General features: G+C 72.3%; 33 protein-coding genes. 15 read left to right on the top strand and 18 right to left on the bottom strand.

All coding sequences use genetic code 11. The features are described from left to right. Window positions 1–161 precede the first annotated feature (161 nt). Together F9C41_RS34505 and mctP are read left to right on the top strand one after the other, a co-directional pair. Window positions 162–428, top strand: a complete 267-nt coding sequence (locus tag F9C41_RS34505) for a DUF3311 domain-containing protein (protein ID WP_155391042.1) — start codon at window positions 162–164, stop codon at window positions 426–428. Window positions 429–430: 2 nt separating this feature from the next. After that, entirely contained in the window at window positions 431–2,074 is a 1,644-nt protein-coding gene (mctP, locus tag F9C41_RS34500; RefSeq protein WP_155391041.1) for a monocarboxylate uptake permease MctP, read from the top strand. A gap of 92 nt (window positions 2,075–2,166) precedes the next feature. Here the strand turns inward: mctP and F9C41_RS34495 are convergent, their stop codons facing one another. The 3 genes from F9C41_RS34495 to F9C41_RS34485 form a co-directional block, all read right to left on the bottom strand. Continuing rightward, entirely contained in the window at window positions 2,167–2,412 is a 246-nt protein-coding gene (locus F9C41_RS34495) for a DUF2630 family protein (RefSeq protein WP_155391040.1), read from the bottom strand. A gap of 193 nt (window positions 2,413–2,605) precedes the next feature. Next, on the bottom strand, window positions 2,606–3,025 hold the full coding sequence (locus tag F9C41_RS34490) for a PPOX class F420-dependent oxidoreductase (protein ID WP_155391039.1): 420 nt from the start codon (window positions 3,023–3,025) through the stop codon (window positions 2,606–2,608). Window positions 3,026–3,086: 61 nt separating this feature from the next. Further along, entirely contained in the window at window positions 3,087–3,656 is a 570-nt protein-coding gene (locus F9C41_RS34485; RefSeq protein ID WP_155391038.1) for an NADPH-dependent FMN reductase, read from the bottom strand. An 86-nt stretch (window positions 3,657–3,742) separates the two neighbouring features. On the opposite strand from F9C41_RS34485, the gene F9C41_RS34480 reads away from it, so the two are divergent. Both F9C41_RS34480 and F9C41_RS34475 read left to right on the top strand, forming a co-directional pair. Further along, on the top strand, window positions 3,743–4,204 hold the full coding sequence (locus F9C41_RS34480) for a MarR family winged helix-turn-helix transcriptional regulator (RefSeq protein ID WP_155391037.1): 462 nt from the start codon (window positions 3,743–3,745) through the stop codon (window positions 4,202–4,204). 190 nt (window positions 4,205–4,394) lie between these two features. Beyond that, the gene (locus F9C41_RS34475; protein ID WP_155391036.1) at window positions 4,395–5,078 is read left to right on the top strand and encodes an SDR family NAD(P)-dependent oxidoreductase; all 684 of its coding nucleotides are present in this window, start codon (window positions 4,395–4,397) and stop codon (window positions 5,076–5,078) included. Window positions 5,079–5,086: 8 nt separating this feature from the next. Here F9C41_RS34475 and F9C41_RS34470 read toward each other — a convergent pair whose 3' ends face one another. The 4 genes from F9C41_RS34470 to F9C41_RS34455 form a co-directional block, all read right to left on the bottom strand. Then, window positions 5,087–5,548, bottom strand: coding sequence for a tetratricopeptide repeat protein (locus F9C41_RS34470; RefSeq protein WP_155391035.1), 462 nt, complete (start codon window positions 5,546–5,548; stop codon window positions 5,087–5,089). Between the two features lie 177 nt (window positions 5,549–5,725). Next, entirely contained in the window at window positions 5,726–6,556 is an 831-nt protein-coding gene (locus F9C41_RS34465; RefSeq protein ID WP_196280077.1) for a GNAT family N-acetyltransferase, read from the bottom strand. A gap of 109 nt (window positions 6,557–6,665) precedes the next feature. Next, window positions 6,666–7,868, bottom strand: coding sequence for a CU044_5270 family protein (locus F9C41_RS34460; protein WP_155391033.1), 1,203 nt, complete (start codon window positions 7,866–7,868; stop codon window positions 6,666–6,668). Window positions 7,869–7,877: 9 nt separating this feature from the next. Then, on the bottom strand, window positions 7,878–8,423 hold the full coding sequence (locus F9C41_RS34455) for an RNA polymerase sigma factor (RefSeq protein WP_155391032.1): 546 nt from the start codon (window positions 8,421–8,423) through the stop codon (window positions 7,878–7,880). Between the two features lie 125 nt (window positions 8,424–8,548). Between F9C41_RS34455 and F9C41_RS34450 the strand changes: the two genes are divergently transcribed. The 3 genes from F9C41_RS34450 to F9C41_RS34440 are packed head-to-tail and all read left to right on the top strand — an operon-like array spanning window position 8,549 to window position 11,234. After that, entirely contained in the window at window positions 8,549–9,085 is a 537-nt protein-coding gene (locus tag F9C41_RS34450) for a PadR family transcriptional regulator (protein ID WP_155391031.1), read from the top strand. Continuing rightward, on the top strand, window positions 9,082–9,777 hold the full coding sequence (locus F9C41_RS34445) for an ABC transporter ATP-binding protein (RefSeq protein WP_155391030.1): 696 nt from the start codon (window positions 9,082–9,084) through the stop codon (window positions 9,775–9,777). Before F9C41_RS34450 ends, F9C41_RS34445 begins: the two co-directional genes overlap by 4 nt. Beyond that, on the top strand, window positions 9,774–11,234 hold the full coding sequence (locus tag F9C41_RS34440) for an FtsX-like permease family protein (protein WP_155391029.1): 1,461 nt from the start codon (window positions 9,774–9,776) through the stop codon (window positions 11,232–11,234). Before F9C41_RS34445 ends, F9C41_RS34440 begins: the two co-directional genes overlap by 4 nt. A 12-nt stretch (window positions 11,235–11,246) precedes the next feature. Here the strand turns inward: F9C41_RS34440 and F9C41_RS34435 are convergent, their stop codons facing one another. Together F9C41_RS34435 and F9C41_RS34430 are read right to left on the bottom strand one after the other, a co-directional pair. Continuing rightward, window positions 11,247–11,810 (bottom strand): TetR/AcrR family transcriptional regulator, encoded by a 564-nt coding sequence (locus F9C41_RS34435; RefSeq protein WP_155391201.1) that lies wholly within the window; start codon window positions 11,808–11,810, stop codon window positions 11,247–11,249. Between the two features lie 32 nt (window positions 11,811–11,842). Next, on the bottom strand, window positions 11,843–12,640 hold the full coding sequence (locus tag F9C41_RS34430; protein ID WP_155391028.1) for an alpha/beta hydrolase: 798 nt from the start codon (window positions 12,638–12,640) through the stop codon (window positions 11,843–11,845). A 143-nt stretch (window positions 12,641–12,783) separates the two neighbouring features. Here F9C41_RS34430 and F9C41_RS34425 point away from each other — a divergent pair, with 143 nt between their 5' ends. Continuing rightward, window positions 12,784–13,254, top strand: coding sequence for an aminoacyl-tRNA deacylase (locus F9C41_RS34425; RefSeq protein ID WP_155391027.1), 471 nt, complete (start codon window positions 12,784–12,786; stop codon window positions 13,252–13,254). Between the two features lie 76 nt (window positions 13,255–13,330). Here F9C41_RS34425 and F9C41_RS34420 read toward each other — a convergent pair whose 3' ends face one another. Next, the gene (locus F9C41_RS34420; protein WP_155391026.1) at window positions 13,331–14,782 is read right to left on the bottom strand and encodes an aminotransferase-like domain-containing protein; all 1,452 of its coding nucleotides are present in this window, start codon (window positions 14,780–14,782) and stop codon (window positions 13,331–13,333) included. Between F9C41_RS34420 and F9C41_RS34415 the strand changes: the two genes are divergently transcribed. The 4 genes from F9C41_RS34415 (at window position 14,781) to F9C41_RS34400 (ending at window position 18,160) form a co-directional block, all read left to right on the top strand. Further along, complete coding sequence (locus F9C41_RS34415) at window positions 14,781–15,719, top strand: DMT family transporter (protein ID WP_155391025.1); 939 nt, start codon at window positions 14,781–14,783, stop codon at window positions 15,717–15,719. The genes F9C41_RS34420 and F9C41_RS34415 overlap by 2 nt on opposite strands. A 2-nt stretch (window positions 15,720–15,721) precedes the next feature. Next, window positions 15,722–16,339: an FMN-binding negative transcriptional regulator gene (locus tag F9C41_RS34410; protein ID WP_155391024.1), complete on the top strand. Its 618-nt coding sequence runs from the start codon at window positions 15,722–15,724 to the stop codon at window positions 16,337–16,339. A gap of 86 nt (window positions 16,340–16,425) precedes the next feature. Beyond that, entirely contained in the window at window positions 16,426–17,538 is a 1,113-nt protein-coding gene (locus tag F9C41_RS34405; RefSeq protein WP_155391023.1) for an LCP family protein, read from the top strand. An 88-nt stretch (window positions 17,539–17,626) separates the two neighbouring features. Further along, window positions 17,627–18,160 carry a GNAT family N-acetyltransferase gene (locus F9C41_RS34400; RefSeq protein WP_155391022.1) on the top strand — a complete coding sequence of 178 codons (534 nt, stop codon included), beginning with the start codon at window positions 17,627–17,629 and terminating at the stop codon, window positions 18,158–18,160. On the opposite strand, the gene F9C41_RS34395 is transcribed toward F9C41_RS34400, so the two are convergent. From F9C41_RS34395 to F9C41_RS34385, 3 genes are read right to left on the bottom strand one after another with little or no spacing between them, the layout of a single operon-like run. Next, a complete protein-coding gene (locus tag F9C41_RS34395; protein WP_155391021.1) occupies window positions 18,157–18,951 on the bottom strand; it encodes an alpha/beta fold hydrolase in 795 nt (264 codons plus the stop codon). The two genes, F9C41_RS34400 and F9C41_RS34395, sit on opposite strands and share 4 nt — an antisense overlap. 20 nt (window positions 18,952–18,971) lie before the next feature. Continuing rightward, entirely contained in the window at window positions 18,972–19,715 is a 744-nt protein-coding gene (locus tag F9C41_RS34390; protein ID WP_155391020.1) for an SRPBCC family protein, read from the bottom strand. Between the two features lies 1 nt (window position 19,716). After that, window positions 19,717–20,313 carry a winged helix-turn-helix domain-containing protein gene (locus F9C41_RS34385; RefSeq protein WP_155391019.1) on the bottom strand — a complete coding sequence of 199 codons (597 nt, stop codon included), beginning with the start codon at window positions 20,311–20,313 and terminating at the stop codon, window positions 19,717–19,719. Window positions 20,314–20,484: 171 nt separating this feature from the next. Between F9C41_RS34385 and F9C41_RS34380 the strand changes: the two genes are divergently transcribed. Beyond that, window positions 20,485–21,306 carry a hypothetical protein gene (locus F9C41_RS34380; protein WP_155391018.1) on the top strand — a complete coding sequence of 274 codons (822 nt, stop codon included), beginning with the start codon at window positions 20,485–20,487 and terminating at the stop codon, window positions 21,304–21,306. A gap of 70 nt (window positions 21,307–21,376) precedes the next feature. On the opposite strand, the gene F9C41_RS34375 is transcribed toward F9C41_RS34380, so the two are convergent. From F9C41_RS34375 to pip, 3 genes are all read right to left on the bottom strand, one after another. Continuing rightward, the gene (locus F9C41_RS34375) at window positions 21,377–21,844 is read right to left on the bottom strand and encodes a GNAT family N-acetyltransferase (RefSeq protein WP_230690221.1); all 468 of its coding nucleotides are present in this window, start codon (window positions 21,842–21,844) and stop codon (window positions 21,377–21,379) included. Continuing rightward, entirely contained in the window at window positions 21,841–22,428 is a 588-nt protein-coding gene (locus F9C41_RS34370) for a TetR/AcrR family transcriptional regulator (protein WP_155391017.1), read from the bottom strand. The genes F9C41_RS34375 and F9C41_RS34370 overlap by 4 nt, the downstream gene beginning before the upstream one ends. Before the next feature lie 415 nt (window positions 22,429–22,843). Next, complete coding sequence (gene pip, locus F9C41_RS34365) at window positions 22,844–23,794, bottom strand: prolyl aminopeptidase (RefSeq protein ID WP_155391199.1); 951 nt, start codon at window positions 23,792–23,794, stop codon at window positions 22,844–22,846. A 43-nt stretch (window positions 23,795–23,837) separates the two neighbouring features. Here pip and F9C41_RS34360 point away from each other — a divergent pair, with 43 nt between their 5' ends. Next, window positions 23,838–24,353 carry a MarR family winged helix-turn-helix transcriptional regulator gene (locus F9C41_RS34360; protein ID WP_155391016.1) on the top strand — a complete coding sequence of 172 codons (516 nt, stop codon included), beginning with the start codon at window positions 23,838–23,840 and terminating at the stop codon, window positions 24,351–24,353. Window positions 24,354–24,508: 155 nt separating this feature from the next. Continuing rightward, entirely contained in the window at window positions 24,509–24,772 is a 264-nt protein-coding gene (locus tag F9C41_RS34355) for a hypothetical protein (protein WP_155391015.1), read from the top strand. 42 nt (window positions 24,773–24,814) lie between these two features. Here F9C41_RS34355 and F9C41_RS34350 read toward each other — a convergent pair whose 3' ends face one another. Together F9C41_RS34350 and F9C41_RS34345 are read right to left on the bottom strand one after the other, a co-directional pair. Beyond that, on the bottom strand, window positions 24,815–25,729 hold the full coding sequence (locus F9C41_RS34350) for a bile acid:sodium symporter family protein (protein WP_407924766.1): 915 nt from the start codon (window positions 25,727–25,729) through the stop codon (window positions 24,815–24,817). A 132-nt stretch (window positions 25,730–25,861) separates the two neighbouring features. Further along, on the bottom strand, window positions 25,862–26,533 hold the full coding sequence (locus tag F9C41_RS34345; protein WP_155391013.1) for a FadR/GntR family transcriptional regulator: 672 nt from the start codon (window positions 26,531–26,533) through the stop codon (window positions 25,862–25,864). Between the last annotated feature and the right edge of the window lie 78 nt (window positions 26,534–26,611).

Genomic DNA, 26,611 nt, shown 5'->3' with positions numbered 1-26,611 from the left:
CCAGATCCAGTCGACCCTTCGGGCGTACGCCATCAACCGTTCGGCGCACCGAACCCGCCGTTCGGCGCGTGTCAGGGCGACGAACGGCATTTCGCCAGGCCGGGCCTGCGTATCCTCCCTCGCACCGTTGATCCGTCCCTTCGTGCGAGGAGGCACGTGCCATGGGTGAACCCGCACCCGACCGGCGACCCGGCGATCGCGATCACAGTCCCTGGAACTGGCTGCTGATCGTCCCGATCGTGCTGCCGCTGATCACGACCTTCTACAACTCGTCCAGTCCCGACCTGCTCGGCTTCCCGCGCTTCTACTGGCAGCAGCTGGCATACATCCTGGTCGGCGTATCCACCACGACGCTGGTCTACCGGATGACCAAGCGCCGCAACGGTGGGCCTCGGATCCCTGCCAGCCGCAGCAGCAGGGAGGGCTGACCATGTGGCGTGACCATCTCACCGAGATCATCGTGTTCGCGGTGCTGTTCGTCGGCGTCAGCGCGCTCGGCTTCGTGGCCGCCAAGTGGCGGCGGCCCGACAACATGGAACACCTCGACGAATGGGGCCTGGGCGGGCGCAACTTCGGCTCGTGGATCACCTGGTTCCTCGTCGGCGGCGACCTCTACACCGCGTACACCTTCGTCGCCGTGCCCGCGCTGGTCTTCGGCGCCGGGGCGATGGGCTTCTTCGCGGTGCCGTACACCATCATCATCTACCCGCTGTTCTTCCTGGTCCTGGTGCGGCTGTGGTCGGTGTCGCACCGGCACGGCCTGGTCACCCCGGCCGACTTCGTACGCACCCGGTTCGGCTCGCCGACGCTGGCGCTGATCGTCGCGATCACCGGCATCGTCGCCACGATGCCCTACATCGCACTGCAGCTCGTCGGCATCGAAGCGGTGCTCAAGACGATGGGCGTCACCGGCGAGTCCACCATCGCCCGGCACGCGCCGATCATCATCGCGTTCGCGATCCTCGCCGCGTACACGTACCAGTCCGGGCTGCGCGCGCCCGCGCTGATCGCGTTCGTCAAGGACACGCTGATCTACATCGTCATCCTGGTCGCGGTGTTCTGGCTGCCCTCGCAGCTCGGCGGCTGGGGCGCGATCTTCGACGCGGCGCAGGCCAAGTACGACGCCAGCCCCGCCGCCGGTGACGGGCTGCTGCTCAACGCCAACAACCAGCTGCAGTACATCACGCTGGCGTTCGGCTCGGCGCTGGCGCTGTTCCTCTACCCGCACTCGATCACGGGCGTGCTCGCCTCCCGCAACCGCGACGTGATCAAGCGCAACATGTCCGCGCTGCCCGCGTACTCGCTGCTGCTGGGCCTGCTCGCGATGCTCGGCTTCGCCGCGATCGCCGCCGGTGTCAAGCCGCTGCCCGGGGCCAACCCCGGCTCGGTGGACACCAACACCATCGTGCCGGTGCTGTTCGACAAGCAGTTCCCGGACTGGTTCGCGGGCGTCGCCTTCGCCGCCATCGGCATCGGCGCGCTGGTCCCCGCCGCGATCATGTCGATCGCCGCGGCCAACCTGTTCACCCGCAACATCTACAAGGAGTACCTCAACCGCGAGGCCAGCCCCGCCCAGGAGGCCAAGGTCAGCAAGGTCGCCTCGCTGGTGGTCAAGGTCGGCGCACTGCTGTGCATCGTGCTGCTGGACCCGCAGTTCTCCATCGACCTGCAGCTCATCGGCGGTGTGATCATCCTGCAGACGCTGCCCTCGGTGGCGCTTGGTCTGTTCACCCGCTGGTTCCACAAGGGCGCGCTGATCGCCGGCTGGGCGGCCGGCATGGGCCTGGGCATGTGGATGCTGTACCAGATCGCCAACCCGGCGACCGGCCGGATGCACTTCGCCGGCTCGGCGTTCCCGCTGGAGAAGTTCGGCTTCGACACCAAGGCGACCATCTACGTCGGCTTCGTCGCGGTGCTGGTCAACCTCATCGTGGCGGCGCTGGCGACGCTGGTGCTGCGGGCGGGCAAGGTCACCGACGGGCCCGACGGGACCGCACATGACGACTACTTCGTCGATGAGGACTCGCCCCGGCGCGGCACCGACTCCGAAGGGGAGCCGGTGGCCGTCGCCTGAGCTGTGCCCGGCCGCCGCGGGCATCGTACGCGGCGGCCGGGCACGGCCAAGGGTGGGCGCGGAGGTCCCCCGCGCCCACCCTCGCCTCGTCTCTACTGCAGGTAGCCCTCGACCTGCTTGATGTCGCCGGCCTTCGCGTCGTCCGGGTTCTCCCCCGCGTCCTTGAGCGCGCGGCGCCGGCGCAGCAGGTCCCAGCACTGGTCGAGCGTCTCCTCCAGCGACCGCAGCCGGACGGACTCGGTCTCGGGGTCGATCGCCCCCTGCACGCGCTTGGTCCGCAGGTCGTGCTCCTCGGCGACCAGGGAATCGATCCGCTCGAAGATCTGCTTCTCGTCCATACCCCCCAGCCTGACACGCCCCACCCGACCCCGCCCGCCGATCCGGCGCGTCCGACCGCAGCCTGACGCCCCGTTCCCCATAGACGTTGGCCTATCTGGATGAGTATTTGAAGATCAAACTCATCCAGATAGGCCAACGTCTATCGCGAACGGGGGTCGCGGACGGCGTGGGCCGCGTCGGGGTCGGGGCGAGTCAGCCGAGCCAGCCGTAGAGGCGGTCGACTTGGATGCGGACGGCCAGGCGCCCGTCGGCGACCATCACGGCCCGGTACTCGTCCCAGTCGGGGTGCTCGCCGCGGATGTCCCGGTACAGCCCCACCAGCTCCTCCACGGCCGCGTCGTGCGGGTCGGCCGCGGTGGCGGACAGCTCGGCGACGCCCTCGGCGACCGCGTACGTGCCCCCGCCGGGCGTCGTCACGTAGAAACTGGCCCGGGGGTCACGGCGCAGGTTGCGCACCTTGGCCCGGCCGGCCGTGCTGGAGAACCGGATCATCCCGTCGCCGGCCAGGTAGTCGACGTTGGACAGCTGCGGCCGCCCGTCGCGCTTGAGCGTGGCCAGCACGCCCCGGCCGGTACGCCCGATGACCTGCCACAGCCGTTCCTGCTCGCTCATGCCCGCACCTCCGTGGCCGGCCTCGGCCGCCTGATCAGTTCCGTCATCGCCCCGGCCCCGGTCACGCCGCGACACGTGCGGCGGTCATCAGCTCGGCCATCAGGCGCAACTCGTCCAGCATGCCCTGGGCGGCTGCGCCCATGGCCGGGTTCGGCACAAGCGTGCCGTCGGCGTCGACGACCTGGCGCAGAGCGACGTTGACCGACTCGGCCAGCGGCACCATGCGCAGCGCGCCCAGCACCGGCTTGAGCTGCTCGACCGCACGCATGCCGGCCGAGGACATGCCGTAGCTGACGAAGCCGGCGGGCTTGTGGTGCCACTCGCGGTACAGGTAGTCCAGCGCGTTCTTCAGGGGCGCACTGTAGCCGCGGTTGTACTCCGGCATCACGAACACGAACGCGTCGGCGGCGTCGGTGGCCTCGCTCCAGCGCCGGGTGTGCTCGTGGGCGTACGGCCCGCCGTCGACCGGCTGGCCGGGCTCGTCGTGGAACGGCAGGTTCAGCTCGGCGAGGTCGACCACATGCACCTCGAACCCGCCGTGGGCGGCCGCGACGCCGGCGAACCAGGCACCGATGACGTGGCCGATCCGGCCGGGACGGGTCGAGGCGACGACGATGTTGAGGCGGGGCATGTCGGGCTCCTAGCGATCGCTTGTTGACGTGTCACCAACCTAGCCGCTCTTTTGGTGACATGTCAACAAGGGCGTATGGTGAACCCGTGACCGAACCCCGCTGGCTCGACGAGAAGCAGGCCCGCGCCTGGCGCGGCTACCGGCGCATGCGCGCCCTGCTCGATCTCCAGATCACCCGCGACCTGGCCGCCGACAGCGGGCTGTCCGACGCCGACTACGACGTGCTGTCCAACCTGTCGGAGACCTCACCGCACCGGCTGCGCCTCACCGAGCTGGCCACGACGATGCTCTGGTCCAAGAGCCGGCTGTCGCACCACCTCACCCGCATGCAGCAGCGCGGCCTGGTCGACCGGGAGGAGTGCGCCGGCGACGCCCGCGGCTCGATCATCGTGCTCACCGAGGCCGGGCTGCGGGCCATCGAGGAGGCTGCCCCCCACCACGTCGCCTCGGTACGCCGGCACATGATCGACCTGCTCACCGACGACGAGATCGCCGCCCTCGACGCGCTCACCCACCGCGTCGTCACCCACCTGAACGAGACCACCTGACCGCGACCGCCAGATCCGACGCCGCGCCCGGCGGCGCGACGTCACCGAACGCCCAGCTCACCGACTCCACAGGTTGGCAAGGTGCCCTTCCTCTACGGATAGCGATGTGAAGGTGCCCTTCCTTCGATCGGGGTGCTCTAACCTGGACCGGCGAGCTGGGTGTGCGGTGTTCGGGTGGGAGAGGGTGGGGATGGGCGGGACGGCGCTGGTCACGGGCGGCACGGGTGGGTTGGGGGCGGCGGTGACGGCGACGTTGCTGCAGCGCGGATGGCGGGTGGTCGTGCCGTGGCACGACGAGCGGGAGTTGTCGCGGCTGCCCGCGGGGGTGGACGGGCTCGTGCTGGTGCAGGCGGATCTGACCGACGCCGCGGCGGTGGGCGCGTGTGCCGCGCAGGCCGCCGCCGACCCCGACCGGCCGCTGCGGGCCGTGGTGAACCTCGTCGGCGGGTTCGCGATGGGCGGGCGGGTGCACGAGACGCCCGTCGAGGAGTTCGAGCGGCTGCTGCGGCTGAACCTGCGCCCGTCATACCTGGTCTGCCAGGCGACGCTGCCGCACCTGGTCGGGGCGGGCGGCGGCGCGGTGGTGCTGGTGTCGAGCCAGTCCGTGCGCAAGCCGTTCAGCGGCGCGGCCGGTTACCTGACCGCGAAGACCGCCGTGCTGGGCCTGGCCGGAGCACTGCACGCCGAGTACGCCAAGGACGGCGTGCGCGTCAACACGATCCTGCCCGGCGTGATCGACACCCCCGCCAACCGGGCCGACATGCCCGACTCCGACCGCAAGGGCTGGACGGCCCCCGCCGACATCGCCGACGCCGTCGCCTACCTGTGCTCCGACGCCTCCCGGGCCGTACGCAACTCCCAGCTCGACGTCTGACCGCTCGCTCAGGAAGATCCGTCGCGGTGGTAGAGGCCGCCCTCGACGAACATCATCCGGGCGACCGGGTGGCCGGCCTCGGACGCCATCCGGAACCACTGCTCAGCCGCGGCGAGGCCGCTGCGCTGGTCGGCGAGGCGGCCCATGTCGAACATCGCCTCCCGGTCGCCCGCCCAGGCCGACCGGCTCAGCCAGTGCTCGGCGCCGTCCCAGTCGCCGGTGACCTTGAGCATGCTGCCCAGCGCCCGCATCGCGACCGGGTCGCCCTTCTCCGCGGCCGCCCGCATGAGGTGCATGTCCCGCAGCATGCGCCGGGTCATGATCGCGCGCATGCCGAACCGGCCCGCCGAGCGCACCCAGATCACGATGATGCCGACGACCCAGGCGATCCAGCCAACGGCGGTCAGCGTGCCGTTGCCGGACAGCATGCCCCAGACCGCGAGCACCGAGCCGAACAACAGGAACAGCATGAATTCCTCCCCAGGACCAGTGGTAACGGTCGCAACACGAAGCGTCAGTGTCAAGTGGACGGTTACGGACCCGGTTAGGCTCCCAGCAGCCACCGACGAAGGAAACGTCGACATCAGGACCGTGCTCGGCGGCGACGCCGCCCACTGCGTGATGACCGGAACCGCGGTGAAGCTGCTCTAACCCAGGTCCGGGTGGGGCAGGTAGCGGTCCAGCGCCAGCGGATCGGCGCCACTGGACAGGAACACGTCCATGTCGGCGATGGTGAACCCCGCCTCCAGCAGCACGGGCAGCAGCGGGTTCGGGCCGAACAGGCACAGCGTCGCGGTGCCCGCCGCACGGTGCCGGGCCAGCGCCGCGAGCACGGCGTCGGTGCAGTGCCGGGTGGTCTGCCCACCGGCCGGGCCGACCTGCACCCCGTCGCGGGTGTCACGCACCATGGCGTAGCCGGTGCCGGTGTGCACCGTGGTGACCCCGGGCAGGGCGGCGTACCAGGCGAGGTCGGCGTCGCGGCGCCCGCCGGAGGCGTCGGCGTCCAGCACGGCCACCGCGGCCACCGCATCGGGCCCGGCTTCCTCACCCGGCCCCGCCGGCCGGGCGGCTCCGGGTCCGGGCAGGGCGCCGAGCGGCCCGCGTAGGTAGAGCAGCGGGCAGATCGGGCGCATGCCCTGGCGGATGTAGAGGGCCACGGCGCGCGGGTCCGACGAGGCGAACGTGACCCGCGGCGCGTCCACGGTCAGCAGCCTGGTCAGCAGGGTCCGACCCAGGCCCGAGGACTGGTGTTCGGGCAGCACGAACAGGTCGGCCAGGTGGGTCAGCCCACCGCGGGCGAACGTCGCGCCGAACCCGACGACCACGCCGTCGGCGAAACCGGCCGTCAGGCGGCCGTTGTCGAGTTCGCGGTCCAGGTAGTCGGGGCGGTGCGGCCACTGCCCGAGATTGCCGAAGCGCCGCGCGACGGCGCGTACCCCCGCAAGATCGCCCGGGCCCGCCTGCCGCACGGTGTACACGCAGCGCAGCCTAGCCGACCGCAGGCCGCCGGCCGGGCGCGACGACCCGCGCGAGCTGCACGGACACGGGTGGCGGCGACGGCACACACCGTCGCCGCCACCCGTGCCGTCAGCGGTCGCCGGTCGCCGGGACGTCCTCGTCGGTGAACTCGGCGCGCGCGATCAGCTCGTAGGACCGCAGCTTTCCGGTCTTCGTCGCCTTCGCGCCCGAGCCCAGGTCCCAGATCTCCTCGGCGAGGGCCTGTCCGGTCGCCGGGTCGATGATCAGCCGGGTCTGGTACCAGCGGCCCCCGTCATCGCGGCGTACGAACCCGACCGCCTGGCCCCGTCGGCCGTGCTGGTCGGTGACCTCGCCGAGGGACTGCGTGCCCTTGATCTCGGCGAGCATCCGGTATGCGGCGGCCCGCACCGCCGGCGTCGCCGGGAGGTGGCCGACGAGCTCCTTGGCCGCCTGGAACAGCGAGTGGTTGTTGCGCACCTCGATCCCGCCGGCGTCGATCATGCCGCCCAGCTTCCGGGCCAGCTGCCGCGGATCCGTCGGCAGCGCCGCCAGCTGTTCCACGGTGTACGCGTTGCCGGCCAGGTAGTACTGGATCGCGCCCTTGACGTCCGGCCGCGCGCCGGTGTTCACCCGCTGCCTCCAGGGACCGGCGGCCGCGTCGATGACGACCGGGTCCGTTGCGGGCGGCGAGGGCGGCAGCGTCCACTGGGACGGCCTGCCGTCGGCCTCCCACGCGGCCCGGTCGGCGTCCGTGACCGGCCCCGCCCCCGCGTTGCGCTGGATGAGCATGATGCTCGGGTCAACCGGGCCGGTGGAGCTCCACTCTTCCATGATCGACCGCTCGTTGATCGTGTACCGCCCACCGGGTGGGCCGACCTCGACCGGGCTGCCGTTCTCCCGCCGGAGCACCCAGTAGCGGCCGTGTCCGGCCGGGTGCGAGGCGCTCTGCTCCGCGGCGGCCAGCAGCATCTGCCGGGCGGTCAGCGGCGCCGCGGCCCGGGTCGGGCTCGCCGCGCCGCTGGACTGCGGCGCCGGGGAGCCGGTCGCGGGCGCCGGGCCGTTCGTGTGCGGCACCGGATCGCTCGCGCCGACGGTCATGAAGACCGCTCCTGCCGCGGCCACCGCGACCGCGGGCAGCGCCCCGGCCAGCAGCAGGCGGCGGGTCGGGCGGGCGGGCATCGCGCGGACCGCCCCGCTTCGGCCCGGCGGGGCCGCGACGACCCCGTCCAGCACCCGCTGCCCCGCTTCGCTGCGGGCCCAGCCCGGCGCGGTGCGCGGTCGGGCAGCCCGCACCAGTTCGTCGATGTCCATGGTCTCTCCTCACACAGCCAGCGGGTCGGCGACGGTCGGCCGGGCATCCGCCTCGGCCTTGGTGATCAGCAGGTATGCCGCCCGGAAGCGGTTGCGGGCGCGGTGCAGCCGCACCAGGTACGCCGGACGGGACACGCCCAGCACCCGGGCCGCCTCGGCCGGGCTCAGGTCGAACCACGAGGCGGTGACCAGGACCTCCCGGTCCCGCTCGGTCAGCGCGTCGAGGGCGCGGCGCACCTGGTCGCGCAGTGCGACGTCGTCGGCGAGCCGGTCCGGCCCGGCCTCGGGCACGGCCAGGGTGGCCAGCCGCTCCCGCAGGTCCGCCGACGCCGCGCCGTGGCGGCGGCGGGCCAGCACCACGTTGCGGGCCACGCCGAACAGCCACGCCCGCTCCTGTCCGACCCGGACCCGGCCCAGCGAGCGCCAGGCGACGAGGAACACCTCGCCGACCACATCGGACGCCTCCTGGTGTCCGACGCGCCAGGCCGCGTACGCGTGGATGTCGTCGGCGTGGCGGCGGAACAGCTCCGCCAGCCGATCTTCAGGTTCTCCCATGACACCTCCGTAACCACTCTGTCGACGGGTACTTGTCGGCGCGGGCGGGCTCGATTACAGGTCCGCTGATTCTGGTCGGCGGAGCCCCTTGACGCCGACTATTCACTCGGTGAATAGTAACCGCCATGACAGCGTCCTATGTGCTCCTGGGGCTGCTGGCGCGGGGGCCCAGACACGGCTACGAGCTGAAACACGCCTACGACCAGCGGCTGCCGCGCGCCAAACCGCTCGCGTTCGGACAGGTCTACAGCACCCTGGGCCGGCTCGAACGCGACGGCCTGGTCACCCAGGCCGGGCAGGACCAGGCCGGCGGGCCGGAACGCACCGCGTTCGCCATCACCGACGACGGCCGCGCCGCGCTGGAGACGTGGCTCGGCGAGATCGAGGCGCCCGCGCCGTACGTCTCCGCCACCCTGCTCAGCAAGGTCGTCGTCGCGCTGCTCGTCGCCGACCCCGCCCGCGCCACCGCGTACCTCAGCGCCCAGCAGCAGGCACACACGAGCCGGATGCGCGAACTCACCCGGCTCAAGTCCGAACAGGACCTCACCGTCGGCGACCTCATCGCCGTGGACTACGCCCTCACCCACCTCGACGCCGACCTGCGCTGGCTGCAAACCGCGCTGCACCGCGTCGCCGATCTGCACCGGGAGGTGCAATCATGAGCCCGATCCTGACCGCCCGTGACCTGACCAAGACCTACGGCGTCCAGCCCGCCCTGCGCGGGATCGACCTCGACCTGCACGAAGGCGAGATCGTCGCCGTACGCGGCCGCAGCGGCTGCGGCAAGTCCACCCTGCTGCACTGCCTGTCGGGCATCCTCGCGCCCGACAGCGGCGAAGTCCGCTTCCGGGGCGACCGCATCGACGACACCGCGGAGCCCTACCGCAGCGAGTTGCGGCGCACGCAGTTCGGCGTGCTGCTGCAGCACGGGCACCTGATCTCCGAGCTCACCTCCGCCGAGAACGTCGCGCTGCCGCTGATGCTCGGCGGTGGCTCACGCCGAGCGGCGATGGCCGCGGCGGACACCTGGCTGGCCCGACTCGGCGTCGCGGAGGCCGCCGAGCAGATCCCCGGCCGGCTCTCCGGCGGGCAGTTGCAGCGGGTCGCGCTGGCCCGCGCCATGGTCACCCAACCCGTCGTGCTGTTCGCCGACGAGCCCACCGGCGCTCTCGACTCCCTGGCCGGCGAGCTGGTGATGAAGCTGCTCACCCGGGTCGCCAGGGAGCAGGGCACGGCCGTCGTGGTGGTCACCCACGACGCGACCGTCGCGGCGTATGCCGAGCGCGAGCTGGTGCTGCGCGACGGCGAGGTCGACCCGACCGGGCTGGGCGTCGCGATCGGAGTGCCCGCATGAGGCCGTCGGTGCTGCTGCGGCTGGCGCTGGCGGGCACCCGCACCGATCGGCTCCGGGTCGCGCTGACCGTGCTCACCGCCGCGCTGGCCGCGGCGGTGCTGCTGGTAGCGGCGACGGTGCTGGCGATCGACGCGGCCCAGCCGCAGTACCAGGTGCTCCTGCTCAACCACCTGGACCTGCGGCAGATGACCTCGGCGATCCTGGCGGTGGTCTGCATGCCGGTACTCGCGCTGGCGGCGCAGGCGGGGCGCATCGGCGCACCCGGCCGGGCCCGGCGGCTGGCCGCGCTGCGCCTGGCCGGAGCCTCACCTCGGCAGGTCACGGCGATCACGGCGGCGGAGACCGGGGTCGCGTCGGCGCTGGGCGGCGTCATCGGCCTGGCCGTCTACCTGGCCGCCCGGGTCGCGTTGCACCGGCAGGACAACGACCGCCTGTGGCTGCCGACCGACGTGCTCCCGTCACCAGGGCCGCTCGCGCTCATCGTGCTCGGGCTGCCGGTGGCCGCCGCGCTGGTCGCCGCGGTGCTGCTGCGCCGGGTGCACGAGTCGCCCCTGGACGTGGCACGAACCGTCGAGCCTGCCCGGCCGAAGCCGTGGCCGCTGCTGCTCATCGCGGCAGGCCTCGCAGCGTACGTGGGTGTCGGCGTGGGTTTCGACGGGTCGTGGCCGGAACCGGCGCCGCTGTTCGCCGGTGGCATCGCGGCCGCCGCCGGGCTGGTCTTCAGCATGGCGTGGCTCAGCGATCGCGGTGGCCGGCTGCTGCACCGGCTCGGGCGGGGACCCGCCGCGCTGCTGGCCGCCCGACGGCTGCAGGCCGACCCGTGGACCGGTAGCCGGACCGTCGGTGTGCTCGTGGTCTGCGCCTGGGTGGCCGGGGCGGCGGGTGCCTTGCGCGCCTTCGCTCAGGCGCAGCTCGCGGCCGAGGGCGAGCCGCAATCGTGGGTCCACGAGGTCACCGGCAACGTGATCATCGTACCCAATGCGAGCGACGACTTCTTCAACAGCATCGTGAAACTGGTTGATATGGCGGTCGGCGGCGCGGCGCTCATCGCGGCGGCGGGCGTGCTGCTCGGGCTGCTGGAGGCCGTCGCGGCCAGGCGGCGTGTGTTCGCCTCGCTCACCGCGACCGGCGTGAGCCGCGGGGTGCTGGTGCGGGCCGGGCTGTGGCAGGCGCTGGCCCCGGTCGTGGTGACGCTGCCCGGCGCGGTCGTGCTCGGCGCGGCCATGGCGTGGCTGGCCCTGCCCTCGATCGCGGAGGGGAAGGTGACGATGTGCATACCCGCGGACTGTTCGGATGCGGTGATGTCCGAGCGTGTCGGCTCGATCGCCTGGTTCGCGGACTGGACCGAGGTGGCGGCCGTCAGCGGTGCCGGGCTGATCGTCGTGGCGTTGCTGGCCGTGGCGGCCGGGGCGACGCTGCGGGCCCGCACCGACCTGGAGGCGTTGCGCGTCGGCTGAACGGCCTGCGCGTCACGGGCGCGGCACGAACGCGCCCACCGCGGCACGCAGGTTGTCGCGGGCTGCCTCCGGAGCGCCGAGGTAGCCCGCGACCATCGCCCCGTCGCGCAGCATGACCAGGGCGTCCGCGCCGAGCTGCGGGTCTGCGTACGCCATGGTGGTCAGCAGCTGGACCAGCGCGGCCCGGAACCAGGCGCGGTGCGCGACCACCGCCCGGTGCACGGGGTGGGCCGGATCGGGGAACTCGGCGACGGCGTTGATGAACGGGCAGCCCCGGAAACCGGGTGCGCAGATGTCCTCGCCGATGCCGTCGACCAGCAGCCCGAGCAGCCGGTGCGGATCGGCGGTGAGAGCCTGGGCGGCGTCGAGGCGGGCGCGGATCGCCGCGTCGGCGTGCTCGACGTACGCGCGGACCAGGTCGTCCTTGCCGGGGAAGTGCCGGTAGAAGGTGGCGCGGGTGACCTGCGCCCGCTCGATCACCCGGTCCACGCCGACCGCGTGGATGCCCTCAGCGTAGAAGACCTGGGCCGCGGCCGCGAGCAGGCGCTCGCGGGCCGCGGAAGGCCGTACGATCATGTCGGTCACCTGACCAGGGTAGGGACCACGGCTCAGCGCGCGTTGCGCACGGCCCAGGCCAGGGCGTAGTCGGCCACCTGCTGCCAGCCGTCCTGCCCGACCGTGTAGTGGCTGCGGCCGGGGAACTCCTGGTAGTCGGTGATCGCGGACGAGTGCCGGTACAGGCGGTGGTTGGCCCGGTTCACCGAGGCGGGCACGATGTGGTCGGCCCCGCCCGCGACGAACAGCAGCGGCGCGCGGTCGTCGCGGCGCACGTCGACCGCCAGCGGCGACTTCGCGTCGAGGTTGGCGAACGCGCCCTGGAACAGCGCCCGCGCGGCGGCCGGCACGTGGTAGCGGTCGTACACCTGGCGCGACTGCTCGGCGGTGAGCGTGTTGGTGAACGCGTAGTGGAACTGCTCGGCCGTGAGCGGCACGGCCTTGTTCCGGTTGGCCGGGTTGCCCAGCACCGGCGAGGCCGCCTTGAGCTGCGTGAACGGCAGCCGGTAGACGCCCTTTACCTGGCCGGAGTTGATGGCGACGCCGGCCGCGCCCAGGCCCCGGCCGAGCAGGATCTGCGTCAGCGCCCCGCCGAACGAGTGGCCCATGATGATCGGCCGGCGGTCCAGGTCGGCGATGATCCGCTCGTAGTGGTCCGCGACCTCGCCGACGCCCAGACCGGCCAGCGGCGACGGGTCCCGGCGCAGTGCCTCGACGCCGCCCTCCAGGCCCGGCCAGGACGGGGCGAGCACCCGGTAGCCCGCCTTCGTGTAGTGCTCGACCCAGTGCTCCCAGCTCAGCGGGGTCATCCACAGGCCGTGGATCAGCACGATCGTGTCGGGGGCGGTCATGGCCGGTCAACTCCTCGTCTAGTCGACAGAACGTTCTGTCTACCGCCTAACCTACGCCCGGCGCGGTTCGCCTTCAAGAGGAGGGAGAACGCTCGTTCTATGAGCTGGGTCACGGTGACGGCACGCGGGATAGGGTGCGAGACATGACCGGTACGGCGCTCGACGCGCTCGCCTCCACAGGACTCGACCACCGCGTGATCCGGCACGGGCCCGTGCGCAGCCTCGCCGAGGCCGCCGCCGCCCGCGGGGTGGAGATCCCCGACGTGGTCAAGACCATCGTGGTCCGGCGCGGGGACGACGACTTCCTGTTCGTACTGGTTCCGGGTGACCGGGTGATCTCGTGGCCGAAGCTGCGGGCGCTGCTCGGCGTCTCCCGGCTGTCCATGCCGGACGCGAGCGAGGCCAAGGCCGCCACCGGGTACGAGCGCGGCACGATCACGCCGTACGGGTCGCTCAAGCCGTGGCCGGTCATCGCCGACGAGCGGCTGCGCGGGCGGGAGATCACGCTGGGCGCGGGCGAGCACGGGGTGGCCGTCGCGGTCGACGCCGACGCGGCGGTGGCCGGACTGGCCGGCACCTTCGCCGACGTCACCGACCCGGAACCGACCAGGTGACCTCTCGCACCTCAGCCAGTTAGGCCCCTACCCGCCGCAGCTCACGGGCTCGCGCCGTTGACAAGGTGCCCTTCCGCTACGCGGGGCGATGTGCAGAGCTGCTGCTCGTCTCGCTGACGCGAGACGACGGTGCCCTTCCTTTCGCGAAGGCGCGGGCGAGGCGGGTGACGGCTTCGTCGTGGTGGGCGGGTGGGGCGGCGGTGAAGGTGAGGCGCAGGTGCGGGGCCGGGGGTTCGGCGGCGTACCAGGGGCGGCCGGGGAAGACGATGACGCCTTCGGCCGCTGCTGCGGTGGCCAGGGCCACGTCGTCGGTGCCGTCGGGTAGTGGGGCCCAAAGGTGCAGGCCGCCTCGCGGGACGGCGGGCGGGACGAGTTCGGGCAGGTGGCGGCGCAGCGCTGCGAGCAGGGCCTCACGGCGTTCGCGCAGGGCCGTGCGCAGGGCACGGCGGTGGCGGGTCCAGGCCGGTGAGGTGACGAAGTCCAGGGCGGCCAGCTGCATGGGGCCGGCCACGAAGAAGTCGTCGAGCAGGCGGGCCGCGCGCAGGCGCGCCCCGGCCGGGCCGCGTGCGCCGATGGCGGCCACGCGCAGGCCGGGAGCCGCCGATTTGGTCAGTGAGCGCAGGTAGACGATGTGGCCGTCGGGGTCGTCGGCGGCCAGCGGCGGCGGGGGCTCGCCGTCGATGGTGAGGTCGCGGGCGTAGTCGTCCTCCAGCAGGAACGCCCCGGCGGCGCGGACCGCTTCGGCGACCTCGGCGCGGCGGTGCCCGGCCAGGGTCGCGCCGTGCGGGTTGGCGTACAGCGGCTGGCAGTAGAACAGCCGCGCGCCGGTACGGGCGAACGCGGCGGCGAGCTGGTCGGGGCGTACGCCGTCGGCGTCGGCGGGCACCGGCACCACCCGCAGCCCGGCGGCCCGCGCCGCGGCCAGCGCGCCCAGGTAGGTGGGCGACTCGACGAGCACGGTGTCGCCGGGGCCGGTGAGCGCGCGCAGCGCGGTGGCCAGCGCGGCCTGGCCGCCGGGACAGATCACCATGTCGTCGGCGCGCAGCCCGGCCCCGGCCTCGCGGGCGAACCAGGCGCGCAGGTCCTCGCGCCCCTCGACCGGTCCGCGCTGCCACGACGCGGGCTGGCGGGCGGCGCGGGTCAGCGCGGCCCCCAGCGCGGCGGCGGGTTGCAGGTCGGCGTCGAGGTAACCGCCGGACAGCGGGATCGCGCCCGGCGGCGGTAACGCCATGAGCGCCTGCATCTCATCGTCGCCGGGCGGGCGTACGCCGAGCGCGACGGTCTGCCAGGACAGGTCGGGCACGCCGGGATCGTCGGGCGGGACGGCCACGAAGGTGCCCTTGCCGGGCCGCGCCTCGATGACGCCCTGCGCCGCCAGTTGCCGGATCGCCTCGGCGACGGTGACCGGTGAGGCCTGGTGCCGGGCGGTCAGCTCGCGCACCGACGGCAGCCGCGCGCCGGGACCCGCGACGGCGGCGAGCCCGCGCAGATCTTGGATAACGCGGGCCACTGCGTTACCGTTGCTCATGACGGACAAGAGTAGCGCTACTGTGCTGCGTACGGTAACGGCGGACCGGGTGACGGGGCTGACCCTGGGCGCGGTGGGGGTGCTGGCGTTCAGCCTGTCGCTGCCGCTGACCCGGATCGCCGTGCAGCAGCTCGACCCCTGGTTCGTCGCCTTCGGCCGGGCCGTCGGCGCGGCCCTGCTGGCCGGGGCGTATCTGCGGATCACCGGCGCACCACGGCCCACCCCGGCGCAGTGGCGGCGGCTGGCCGTCGTCGCCGCGGGCGTGGTGGTCGGCTTCCCGATGTTCACCTCACTGGCGCTGACCACGCAGACCTCCGCGCACGGCGCCGTCGTCATCGCCGTGCTACCCGCCATGACCGCGGTCTTCGCGGTGCTGCGGGCCGGCGAGCGCCCGCCGCCCGCGTTCTGGGCCGCCGGCGCGGCCGGGCTGCTGGCAGTGCTGATCTTCCTGGTCACCAGCGGCGGGGTCGGCGGTGCGCTGACCGTCGCGGACCTGTTCCTGCTGGCCGCCGTCGTGCTGTGCGGGCTCGGGTATGCCGAGGGCGGCGCGCTGTCGCGGGAGTTGGGCGGCGCCCGCACCATCTGCTGGGCGCTGCTGGTCGCGCTGCCGGTCACCGTTCCCGTGACCGCCGCCGCGGCGCTGGGCCACCCGCCGCGCGCCGACACCACCGCCTGGGCCGCGTTCGGCTACCTGACCGCGGTCTCCATGTTCCTGGGCTTCTTTGCCTGGTACGCGGGCCTGGCCCGGGGCGGCATCGCCCAGGTCGGCCAGATCCAGCTCGCGCAGCCGGTGCTCACCCTGGCCTGGTCGGCCCTGCTGCTGGGTGAGACCGTGACTCCGGCCTCGATCGCGGCCGCGCTGGTGGTGCTCGGCTGCGTCGTGCTGATCCAGCGCACCCGCGCGAGCGCGCCCGCACCCGCCGTCGGAAAGGTCTGACCGTGTACACACCCGCCCACTTCGTCCCCGACGAGGCCGCCGTCCGCGAGCTGCTTTCCGAGCACGGCGCCGCCGACCTGGTCACCGCGACCGCGGACGGCCTCGTCGCGACGACGCTGCCGTTCGTGTACGACCCCGACACCGGCCCGCACGGGGCGCTGCTCGGCCACCTGGCCCGCAACAACGACCAGTGGCGCCGCCCGGTGCTCGGCGAGGCCCTGGCCATCCTGCGCGGGCCCGACGCCTACGTCTCGCCCTCCTGGTACGCCGCCAAGGCCGAGCACGGCCGCGTCGTGCCGACCTGGAACTACGCCGTCGTGCACGCGTACGGCGAGCTGGTCGTTCACGACGACCCGGCCTGGACCGGGGCGCTGGTGCGCCGGCTGACCGACAAGCACGAGGGCCGCCGCCCGGCGCCGTGGTCGGTCGACGCCGCCCCCGAGGCGTTCGTCGGCGGGCAACTGCGCGCGATCGTCGGCGTGGAGCTGCGCATCTCGCGCCTGGAAGCCAAGTGGAAGCTCAGCCAGAACCGCTCGGCGGCCGATGTGGACGGTGTCGTGGCCGGTCTGCACGCCGACGGCGCGCACGCCGCCGCCGACGCCGTCGAACGCGCCCGCTGACCGCCCGTCGTCGCACTGCCGCCGGGGTCCGGCACGGACTACAGTTCAAGTCCCCCCGACAGCGCCACACCCCCGGAGCGCACCCCATGACGCGGTCAACTCGGCTGTTCATCGTCCTCGGCCTGGCGCTGGCGTTGGTGGGCGGCGCGGCCTACGCGGCGGTCCAGGTGACCAAGGACCGGGTGGATTCCGCAATCCCGCAGGTCGACCTGTTCGGCCCGAGCGAGGAGCCGTCGCCGTCGCCGAGCCCCAGCGCCTCGCCCACTCCCCCGGCGGGCGCGGACATCACGGGCCCGCTGAACATGCTCATCCTCGGCCGCGACACGCGCGAGGAGCAGAAGGGCTCGCCCGCGCACGGCGACGTGGTGATGATCCTGCACATCAACAAGGGCCTGACCAGTGCGTACCTCACCTCGCTGCCGCGTGACCTGCTCGTCGACATCCCGGCGTTCGCGCCGTCGCGCTTTCGCGGGGAGCGCAGCAAGCTCACCCACGCCCTGACCTACGGCGCCCGGATGCCCGGCGGGAAGTACGACATCGCGCAGGGCTTCCAGCTGCTGGCCAAGACGGTGAGCAAGTACACCGGGATCGCGCGCTTCGACGCCGGGGCCGTCATCTCGTTCAACGGCTACATCCGGCTCATCAACGCCATCGGCGGCGTCGACATCTACGTCGACCAGAAGGTCGTGTCCATCCACCGCCGCCCCGACGGCGTGCACCGCGCGATCTGCCGCGGCTGCGAGCACGGGTACTCCGGGCCGCGGATGACCTACAACGTCGGCAACCGGCACATGAACGGCTGGCAGGCGCTGGACTACGCGCGGCAGCGCTACATCACCGGCAGCGACTACGCGCGCCAGCGCCACCAGCGCCAGCTGATCAAGGCCATGCTGACCAAGGCGCTCAGCATGGACCTGCTCGCCAACCCCACGAAGCTGGACGACGTGCTCACCGCGCTGGGCGAGACCTTCACCTTCGACGGCCGCGGCCGCAAGCCCAGCGAGTTCGTGTACGCGCTGCGCAACATCCGCCCCGCGAACCTGACCCTGGTCGGCCTGCCCGGCGGCGGCGTCTACAGCGGCGGCGCCTACCGCGGCGAGCGCCTCGGCGGCGACCAGTCCACCTACTTCGCCGCCCTGCGCGCCGACAAACTCGACGCCTGGGTCAAGTCCCACCCCAAACTCGTCAACACCCGCTAGCGGGCGGGCCGGGCGGTTCGGGCACGCGATAACCTGACGGGCGATCATGCCCGGCAGCGGCCGGTGCCCTGCGCGGAAGGATCGGCACATGGCGGAGCAGACGATGACCGTGCGCGCGGCGGGGCCGCAGGACGTGCCCGCGATCGTGGCGCTGGTGGAGTCGGCATACCGCGGGGACAGCAGCCGGGCCGGGTGGACCACCGAGGCCGACATCCTGCAGGGCCAGCGCACCGACGCCGAGGCGGTCGCCGCGCAGGTCGCCGACCCCGACAGCGTGGTGCTGCTGGCCGAGCGCGACGGGGACCTGCTGGCCTGCTGCCACCTGGAGCGCCACGACGGCTACGCCTACTTCGGCATGTTCGCGGTGCGCCCACTGCTGCAGGGCAGCGGTCTGGGCAAGACGATGATCGCCGAGGCGGAGCGCTTCGCCGCCGACGAGTGGGCCGTGCCCGAGATGCACATGACCGTGATCTCGGTGCGGGAGGAGCTCATCGCCTGGTACGAACGCCGTGGTTACACGCGCACCGGGCAGACGAGCCCCTTCCCGTACGGTGACGAGCGCTTCGGCCTGCCGCAGCGCGACGACCTGGAGTTCGAGCTGCTCGTCAAGAAGCTCGCCTAGCCGACGAAGAACTCCTTGAGCACCGGCGCGACCGCCTCCGGCTTGAGCAGGTGCGTCTGGCCGGGCAGCGTGCGGTAGTCGGCGCCGGGCAGCGCCTGCGACAGGGCTTTGGCCCCGTTTCGCATGTAGACCGGGCTCTTGCCGCCGTCCATGACCAGCGCGGGCAGCTGCGCCCCGGCCCAGCGGGCGGCGTTCAGCGGCTGTCCGCGACCGGTGTCGCCGAGCACCCGGAAGTCGTACGGCAGCGTGTGCGCGACGGCCTTGAGTTTCTTGAAGTTCGGCGTGAGCTTCATGATCGCGATCACGATCCCGGGCACCCCGACGGTCTTCATGAACGTCGTCACGGCGTCGCCCCGGCGGTCCTGCGCGATCATCGCGTCCATCCTGTCCAGATAGTCGGCGGGCCGCGCCTCGTGCGTGCCGTCCACGACGAACGGCGGTTCGTACACGGCGAGCTTGCGCACGCCGCCCAGCCGCGCGGCGGCGTCGCAGGCCAGCACCGCGCCGGAGGAGATGCCGTACAGGTAGGCGCTGCCCCCGGCCTCCTTGATCAGCGCGTCGAGGTCCTCGACCTCGCGCTCGACGGCGTACGGCGCGGTGTCGCCGCTGCCGCCCCGGCCGCGCCGGTCGTAGGTGTAGACGGTGTAGGAGTCGGCCAGCAGCTTGGCCAGCGGCTCGGCCGGGCCCATGGCGCGGTGGCACATGGCCCCGTCGACCAGGATGACCGCCGGGCCCTGCCCGACCTTGCTGTAGGCGATCGCGGTGCCGTCCGCGGAGACGACGGTGTTCATGGGGTGCTCCTTGTCTGCCGTCACGCCCGGCCCTGCGTGTACAGGGTGTCCAACCAGGACTGCCAGGCGGCGGATTCGTCGGTGGGGGTGAACAGGTGGTGCATCGCGACCAGCGAGCCGGTGAAGCCGCGCACGAACCGGTACAGCGCGTCCGGGGTGCGCAGGGCCAGGGCGTGGGCGCTGACGTGGTAGACCTCGCCGGTGCGGGCGGCACCGTCGACGGTGAACGTGGCCGCGTCGCCGGGTTGCGGCGCGCCGGGCAGGCCGAGCGCGCCGTGCAGCAGCCGCCAGGCGTGCGGCCAGTCGCCGACCGGCGGGCCGAACACGGTCACCGGGACGGCGGTGCGGCCGCGGAACCAGGTGAGGTATTCGGCGAGGGTCCGGTGGAACAGCGCCAGGCCCAGGCCCATCGCCTCGAACTCGTCGGCCCAGTCGTCGCCGGGCAGGAAGCCGCTGGTCACCGTACGCACCACGGCGCTACCGCCGGCACGGCCCTCGATGAGGAACTCGTATGCCACGAACCTGCCGTCCGGGGCGGGCGCCGCGCCGTACGCCAGGCGGTGTCCCGGCTCCCACGCGGTGATCGGCAGCGTCGGGGCGTACCCACCGAAAGCCGTGCTCACCGTGCCACCCGGGCCGGGTGTCACCTCGTTGCGGCCCATGAACCAGGAGTCGATGCCGGGACCGGTCGCGATCGCGTCCCAGACCTGTTCCGGGGTCGCCTCGACCGGCAGCTCCTCGGTGATCTCGAAGTCTTTGCCCATGTCAGTGCTCCTCGGCCGGGCGGGCCACGCTCGGGTGCACGGCGACGATGATCCGGTGCTCGCGCCCGCCCTCGGCCTGCTCGTCGTGATATTTGCTCACCAGCGCGGTCACCGCACCGGCCAGCTCCTCGGCGAACGCGGACCGCTGCGCCGGGCTCGCGAAGCGCACCGTCCCGTCCATGGCGAACGTGGCCAGCCGCTTGTTCGCCCTGGCCGAGCCGGTGAGCAGCTCGCCGATGTCGCGCACGAGCCGCGCGGCCAGGGCCAGCAGCCAGCGCGCGGACAGCCGGTCGGGCGCCCGGCCCGGATCGGGCTGCACGGCCGACAGCGCGATCGGCGAGATGACATAGGACGCGGCGGTGGCCTGGAGCACGCGCTCGGTGACGTTGCCCTTGCGCCGCTCCTCGACCAGCTCGATGAGCCCGTGCCGCTCCAGCTCCCGCAGGTGGTAGTTGACCTTCTGCCGGGGCTGGCCGGTCTTGGCCGCCAGCGAGGTCGCCGAGCCGGGCTCGACCAGGGCGGCCAGCAGCCGGGCCCGGATCGGGTCCAGCGAGGCCTCGGCCGCGGCCGGGTCGTCGATCACCGCTACATCGAACATGCCCCGTATCCTGCTACCGACAAATTTTCTTGTCAAGCCGCGAGCTGCGCACGGACGCGAACCGGGCAGACGTGACTTTCGCTGGGGGCACGAACCCGGCGGAAGTCAGAAACACCACAAAAGATCAGCAGTAAGTAGAAGTGCCGATCACTCAGCGTTAGCGTCGAACCCATGACGAACCCGATCGCCGATATCAGCGTGCCGGAACTCAGCCGGCAGATCGCGCTGCTGGAGCATCAGGAGATCGCCCGCGGCGCGCTGGACGTGTGCACCCTCACCATGGACCTGCGCCACAAGTACCGCCGCGCCCTCGTCGCCCGCGACCAGGCGGCGCTGTCCCTGGTGCACCGCGAGCACTGGACCGCCGCCGACGTCGCCGAGGTCATCTGCGGCCACCGCGCCTGCGCCCCGCGCGCCGCGGTCATTCTGGAGTGGACCGGCCTGACCCCCGACGGCGGCACCGAGCACGACCTGGCCGAACGCCAGCAGGTGGCGGTGCAGCTGCGCGAACTGCTGTCCCTGGCGTACGACCAGGCGCTGCGGCTGCTGCCGGCCGCCCCGGTCGACGCCCACCTGCCCGACGAGCCCACCGAGCGGCTCGCCCACTGCGCGCACTGGCTGCGTTTCGTGGACGGCTACCGCGCCGCCAACGAGGCCTCGCGCATCCTGTTCGCCGCGATCCTGGTGCACCACCACGGCTGGGACCTGCGCGACGTGGCCGCGCTGGGCGGGGTGACCGCGGACGAGGTCTCCTCGGCGCTGGCGGCCGCGGCCGCGAGCCCGCCGTCCGATGCCGACAGCGGCCTGCTGGCCCAGCTGGCCCTGCTCGACCGCGTCCTGGAGCACAACACTGAACGCCTGCTCGCCGTACGCGAACGCGCCCTGGCCGACAGCCTCGCCGACGGAGTCCCGGAACGCATCGTCGCCGCCCACATCGGCCTACCCGCCCAGGAACGCTCCGCCAACCACGCCCCCGAACCCTGCCCCGCCTGAGGAAAGGAAGGGCACCTTCGCAACGCTCCGCGTTGTAGAAGGTGCCCTTCCTCTCGCCTCATGGCGCCGATCAGGGCTGCAGCGGCTTGGCGTAGCAGACGCTCATCTCCCACCGGTCGTACGGCGGGTAGTTGGGGATGCGGGTGAAGCCGGCCCGCTCGTACACGGCGATCGCCTCGGGCTGGCGGACGCCCGTCTCCAGCTTGAACCGGCTCGCGCCGACCCGGACCGCCAGCGCCTCGGCCTCGGGCATCAACCGCCGGGCGATGCCGCGGCCGCGCCAGGCCGGGTCGACGTACATGCGCTTGAGCTCCGCCTCGCCGCCGTCGAGCGGCTGCACCGCGCAGCACCCGATCGCCGCGCCGCCCGCGAGCACGAGCAGGAACCGGGCCGCCTCCCGGACGGTCGGGTGCTCGAAGTCGACCTCCTCGGGGTAGAGCGCGTCCAGCTCGACCCGCATCGCGCCGACCAGCGGCGCCAGCCGCGGATCCGCCGGCGACACCTCGATGATCTCCATGGTGGCGGCCTCCGTGCTCATTCTTTCGCTCCCAGCAGCAGCTCGAGTTGGTTGTCGACGGCCCGGACCAGCAGGTCGGGCGGATAGAGCTCAGGCGTGGCCACCCCGCACAGCGCCAGCCCCTCCAGCAGGGCGACCAGGTTGCGGGCCCGCAATTCCAGATCGTCCGGGGGTACGGCGTACGCGTCGCGCAGCAGCCCCGTCAGCCTCCGGATCCACGACTCGTGCCGGACCACGTGCTCGGCCAGCAGCGCCGGGTCGGTGCGCGCCGCCATCAGGAAGTAGGCCCAGACGGTCGAGGTCAGCCGCCGCTCCTCGTCGAGCGGCACGCCCTCCTGCAACACGGCCCGCAACCGCTCGCGCGGGCCGGCGAAGTCGCCCAGCGCGTCGATCCGCGCGACCATGCGCCGGTGCATGACGTCGCGGGCGTGGGTGAGCAGCGCGTTCTTGTCGCGGAAATAGTGCGCCACGCGACCCGTGGTGCAGCCCGCGGCGTCGGCGACCGCGCGCAGGGTGAGCCCGTCGAGCCCGTGCTCGCTGACCACCTGCCACACGGCGGCGGACAGCTGCTCGCGGCGCTCGTCGTGGTCCACCCGTCGGGGCACCCGCACCTCTTTTGCATCACAGCTGTTACGTAACAAGCGTTACGCTACCAGCCTCGCCGCCGGCCTGTCCAGGGGTTACGACGCCTGTGGCGTGCCCGTACGCCATACCTCCAGACCGGTGCCACACGCGCGCCGGCGACGCGGGGGCGACGGTGACCATCTCATCGCGGGCGGGACCGCCTGTGCAGCTGAAAACCCTCTCTCAGCGACCGGACGCGTCACCGGCGTGGGAGGGGCGCAGCGCCGTCGCGGAGGACGCCGTCGTACTGCACGCAGGAACGGAGTCCGGCCGGGGCGCTTCCGTCGATCCACCGACTTGCCTGGCGCCTGGTCGTATCTTGGGCCTGCTTTCGCCCAGGTGCCAGGAAGTCGGACGACCTTGACGCGAGCGGGCGGGGCGAGGTGGAGGCGGGTTCTAGCGGCGGGTGGCGAAGTGGTCGAGGGCGGTGAGGACGATGTCGCCGATGCCGCCGCGGGAGCCGTGTCCGGCCCGGTCGACCAGGGTCAGTTCGGCGTCGGGCCAGGCCTGGGCGAGGTTCCAGGCGATGTCGGCCGGGCCGCTGATGTCGAGCCGTCCGTGCACGAGCACTCCGGGGATGCCGGTCAGCTTGCCCGCGTTGGCCTGCAACTCGCCGTCCTCGAGGAACGCCGCGTTGGCCCAGTAGTGGGTGACCAGCCGGGCGAAGACCATCCGGAACTCGGGGTCGTCGAAGCGGGGGTCGGCCTGGAACCCGGTGGCGATGGCGACGTGCTGGTCCTCCCAGGTGCACCAGTCCCGCGAGGCCCGGTCGCGCACGGCCGGATCCGGGTCGGCCAGCAGCCGGGCGTACGCCGCGGCGAGGTCGCCGTCGCGCTCGGCCTCGGGCACGCCGTCGCGGAAGCGGGCCCATTCCTCCGGCAGGATGCGCCCCATCTGGCGGGTCACCCAGTCGACCTCGCGGTGCGTGGTGTTGGTGAGACTGAACAGCACCATCTCGGAGACGGCGGCCGGGTGGCGCTGCGCGTACGCCAGGGCCAGCGTGCAGCCCCAGGAGGCGCCGAGCACCAGCCACCGGTCGATGCCGAGGTGGGCGCGCAGCTGTTCGAGGTCGCGGATCAGGTGGTGGGTGGTGTTGACGCTGAGGTCGGTGGCCGGGTCGCCGGCGCTGGGCGTGCTGCGGCCGCAGCCGCGCTGGTCCACCAGCACCACCCGGTATGCGGCCGGGTCGAAGTAGCGCCGCCAGCCCGCGGTCGCCCCCGAGCCGGGGCCGCCGTGCAGCACGACCGCGGGTTTGCCGTCGGGGTTGCCGCAGACCTCCCAGTACACGAGGTTGCCGTCGCCGACGTCGAGCAGGCCGCTGTCGTAGGGCTCGAACTGCGGGTACACGACCACCTCCAAGAAAATACAACAGTGCTGTTATATTTGTAGCATGGCCCACCTCCCTGAACGCGAAGCGGTCGGCACCCTGCTGCGTCACGTGCTGGAGCTGCTCGACGGCGATGTGGCGAAGGTCTACGCCGAACTCGACCTGGCCGACTACCGCCCGCGCTACTCCCCCATGGTCCGCGCGCTGCTGGCACAAGGCCCGATGCCGATCCGCGACCTGGCCCGAGCCGTCGGCGTGACCCACTCCGCGGCGAGCCAGACCGTGGCCCAGATGAACCGGGCGGGCCTGGTCGACCTGACCCCGGGCGCGGACGCGCGCCAGCGCCTGGTCGGGCTGACCCCGAAGGCACACGAACTGCTCCCCTTGATCACCGCCGAGTGGTCGGCCACCACCGCCGCGATGCGCACATTGGACACCGAACTGTCGATGCCCCTGGTCGACCTCCTGACCGAACTCACCACCGCCCTCACCCGCCGCCCCTTCCGCCAACGCATCGCCGACGCCGGCCTCCCCACCCCACCCTCACGGCACCCCCAAGATCTCGGCGATCTTGCGTGAACTGTTGCCCATTTGCCCGAAGAGTGCGTGTCGTACCCACAGTTCAAGCAAGATCGTCCCCGCTGGAGGGGCATTACGGCGGCGGGGTGTCCGCGGGCATCGGCGGGCCGGGACGCTGCCCTGGCCGGTTGCCTCGGGTCCCTACCCTGCGCGGCATGGGGACTGGCAGAAAGAAGCAACGGACCGCGCTGGTGACCGTGGCCGGTCGCCGGTTCACCTGCCTGGTCTGTGGGAACAGGGAGTTCACCAGCCGCGAGATCCTGCTCAACACACCTGGCCTGGAACTGTTCGATCTGGCCTGGGCCAACCGGTCCTCGCTCGGCGTGATCTGCATGGCCTGCGGCTACGTGCACGAGTTCGTCGGCGGCGCGGTCGAGTTCTGGACCACCTCCGGCGGCTATCCGCCCGACGCCGGCTGAGCACCGGCGCCCTCCGCGGTCGAAGGACGCCGGCGTACGGCGTCAGTCCGTCAGGGCCGGCTCGGCCTGCACCGACCGGGCGGGCCGGACCAGGTAGCCGAAGGCGGCCGCGGTGAAGAACATGATGATGCTGTACACCGCGGCCGGCACCGCCAGCGCTGTGCTCGCCAGCAGCGTGGTGGCGATGAAGATGGCCAGCGTGCCGTTGTGGATGCCGATCTCCATTGCGGCGGCGACCGAGTCACCGCGGTCGAGCCCGGCCAGACGCGGCAGGAAGTAGCCCACCCCGAGGCTGATCACGTTGAACAGCAGCGCGACCAGGCCCGCGTCGGCGAAGTAGGTGGCGATGTTGTCCTTCTCCGACACCAGCGTGCCGATGATGACCAGCACCAGCACCACGACGGACAGGATGCGCACCGGCCGCTGCATCCGGTCGGCGAAGTCGACCGAGCGGTGGCGGATGAACATGCCGATCGCCACCGGGATCAGCACGATCGCGAACACCTGCAGCGACTTGCCGAACTGCAGCCCGATCTGGTCGGTGCCGGACAGGAAGTGGTTCAGCGCGAAGTTCACCACCAGCGGCAGGGTGAAGATGGCCAGCACCGAGTTCACCGCGGTCAGCGTGACGTTGAGCGCCACGTTGCCGCCGAACAGGTGGCTGTAGAGGTTCGCGGTGGTGCCGCCGGGCGACGCGGCCAGCAGCATCATGCCCGCCGCCAGCGTCGGATCCAGGTCGAGGAGCAGGACCAGCCCGAAGCACACCGCTGGCAGCAGCAGCACCTGACAGACCAGGGCCACCAGCACCGCTTTCGGGAACACCACGATCCGCTTGAAGTCGGCGACGGTGAGCCCGAGGCCGAGGCCGAGCATCACGATGCCGAGGGCGATGGGCAGGAACACCTGGGTCAGCACTGAATCCATAGCCGAAGATTCTTCATGGCCTGTGACCGACACCACATCAGCCAGACAGCCGACGTCCCCGCAGCGCCCGCAGCGCCCGCAGCGCCCGCAGCAAGTCTTAAAGAGTCGTGGCCTTCGGGACCTGCCGAGGCCGCGACTCTTTGAGACTTGCGCCAGAGGGAGAGGTCAGAGGGCTCGGCGGAGCCATTCTTCGACGCCGGCCACGTGGATGAGGGCCCAGGACTGGGCTACCTCGGGGCGGCGAGCGGTGATGGCGTCGAGGATGGCGAGGTGCTGTTCGCGGGTGCGTTCGACGGCGCGGTCCTGGGTGAGGCCGCGCCAGATCCGGGCTCGGGTGGTCGGGCCGGACATGCCGTCGATGATCGAGCACAGCACCGCGTTGCCGGTGCCTGCCGCGATCAGCCGGTGGAACTCCAGGTCGTTGGCGACCAGCTCCTCCATGGACGCGTCGGGGCCGATCTCCTCGACCACCGTGGCGAGCTTGGCGATGTCCTCCTCGGTCATCCGCTGCGCCGCGAGCGCCGCCGCGGCGGGTTCGAGGATGCGGCGCATCTCCAGGAACTGCAGCACCGTGTCGTCGCGGTGGAAGTCGACGACGAACGTCAGCGCCTCCAGCAGCAGCCCGGGTTCGAGGCTGGTCACGTACGTGCCGTCGCCCTGGCGGACGTCGAGGACCCGGATCAGCGACAGGGCGCGTACGGCCTCGCGCAGCGAGTTGCGGGACAGGCCCAGCCGCTCGGCGAGATCGGCCTCCTTGGGCAGCTTGTCGCCGGGGCGCAGCACGCCGGAGAGGATCATCTCTTTGATCTTCTCGATGGCCTCGTCGGTCAGTGCCATGGTGTGCTCCCTGGTGCGCTGGGCGGGCGGTGGGGAGTTTCTCGCGGACCGGCAGCCCGAACCCGTGCGCGTTGACGT

It is taken from the genome of Catellatospora paridis (assembly GCF_009720365.1).
Classification (GTDB): domain Bacteria; phylum Actinomycetota; class Actinomycetes; order Mycobacteriales; family Micromonosporaceae; genus Catellatospora; species Catellatospora paridis.
This window is presented reverse-complemented; position numbering and strand designations above follow the sequence as displayed.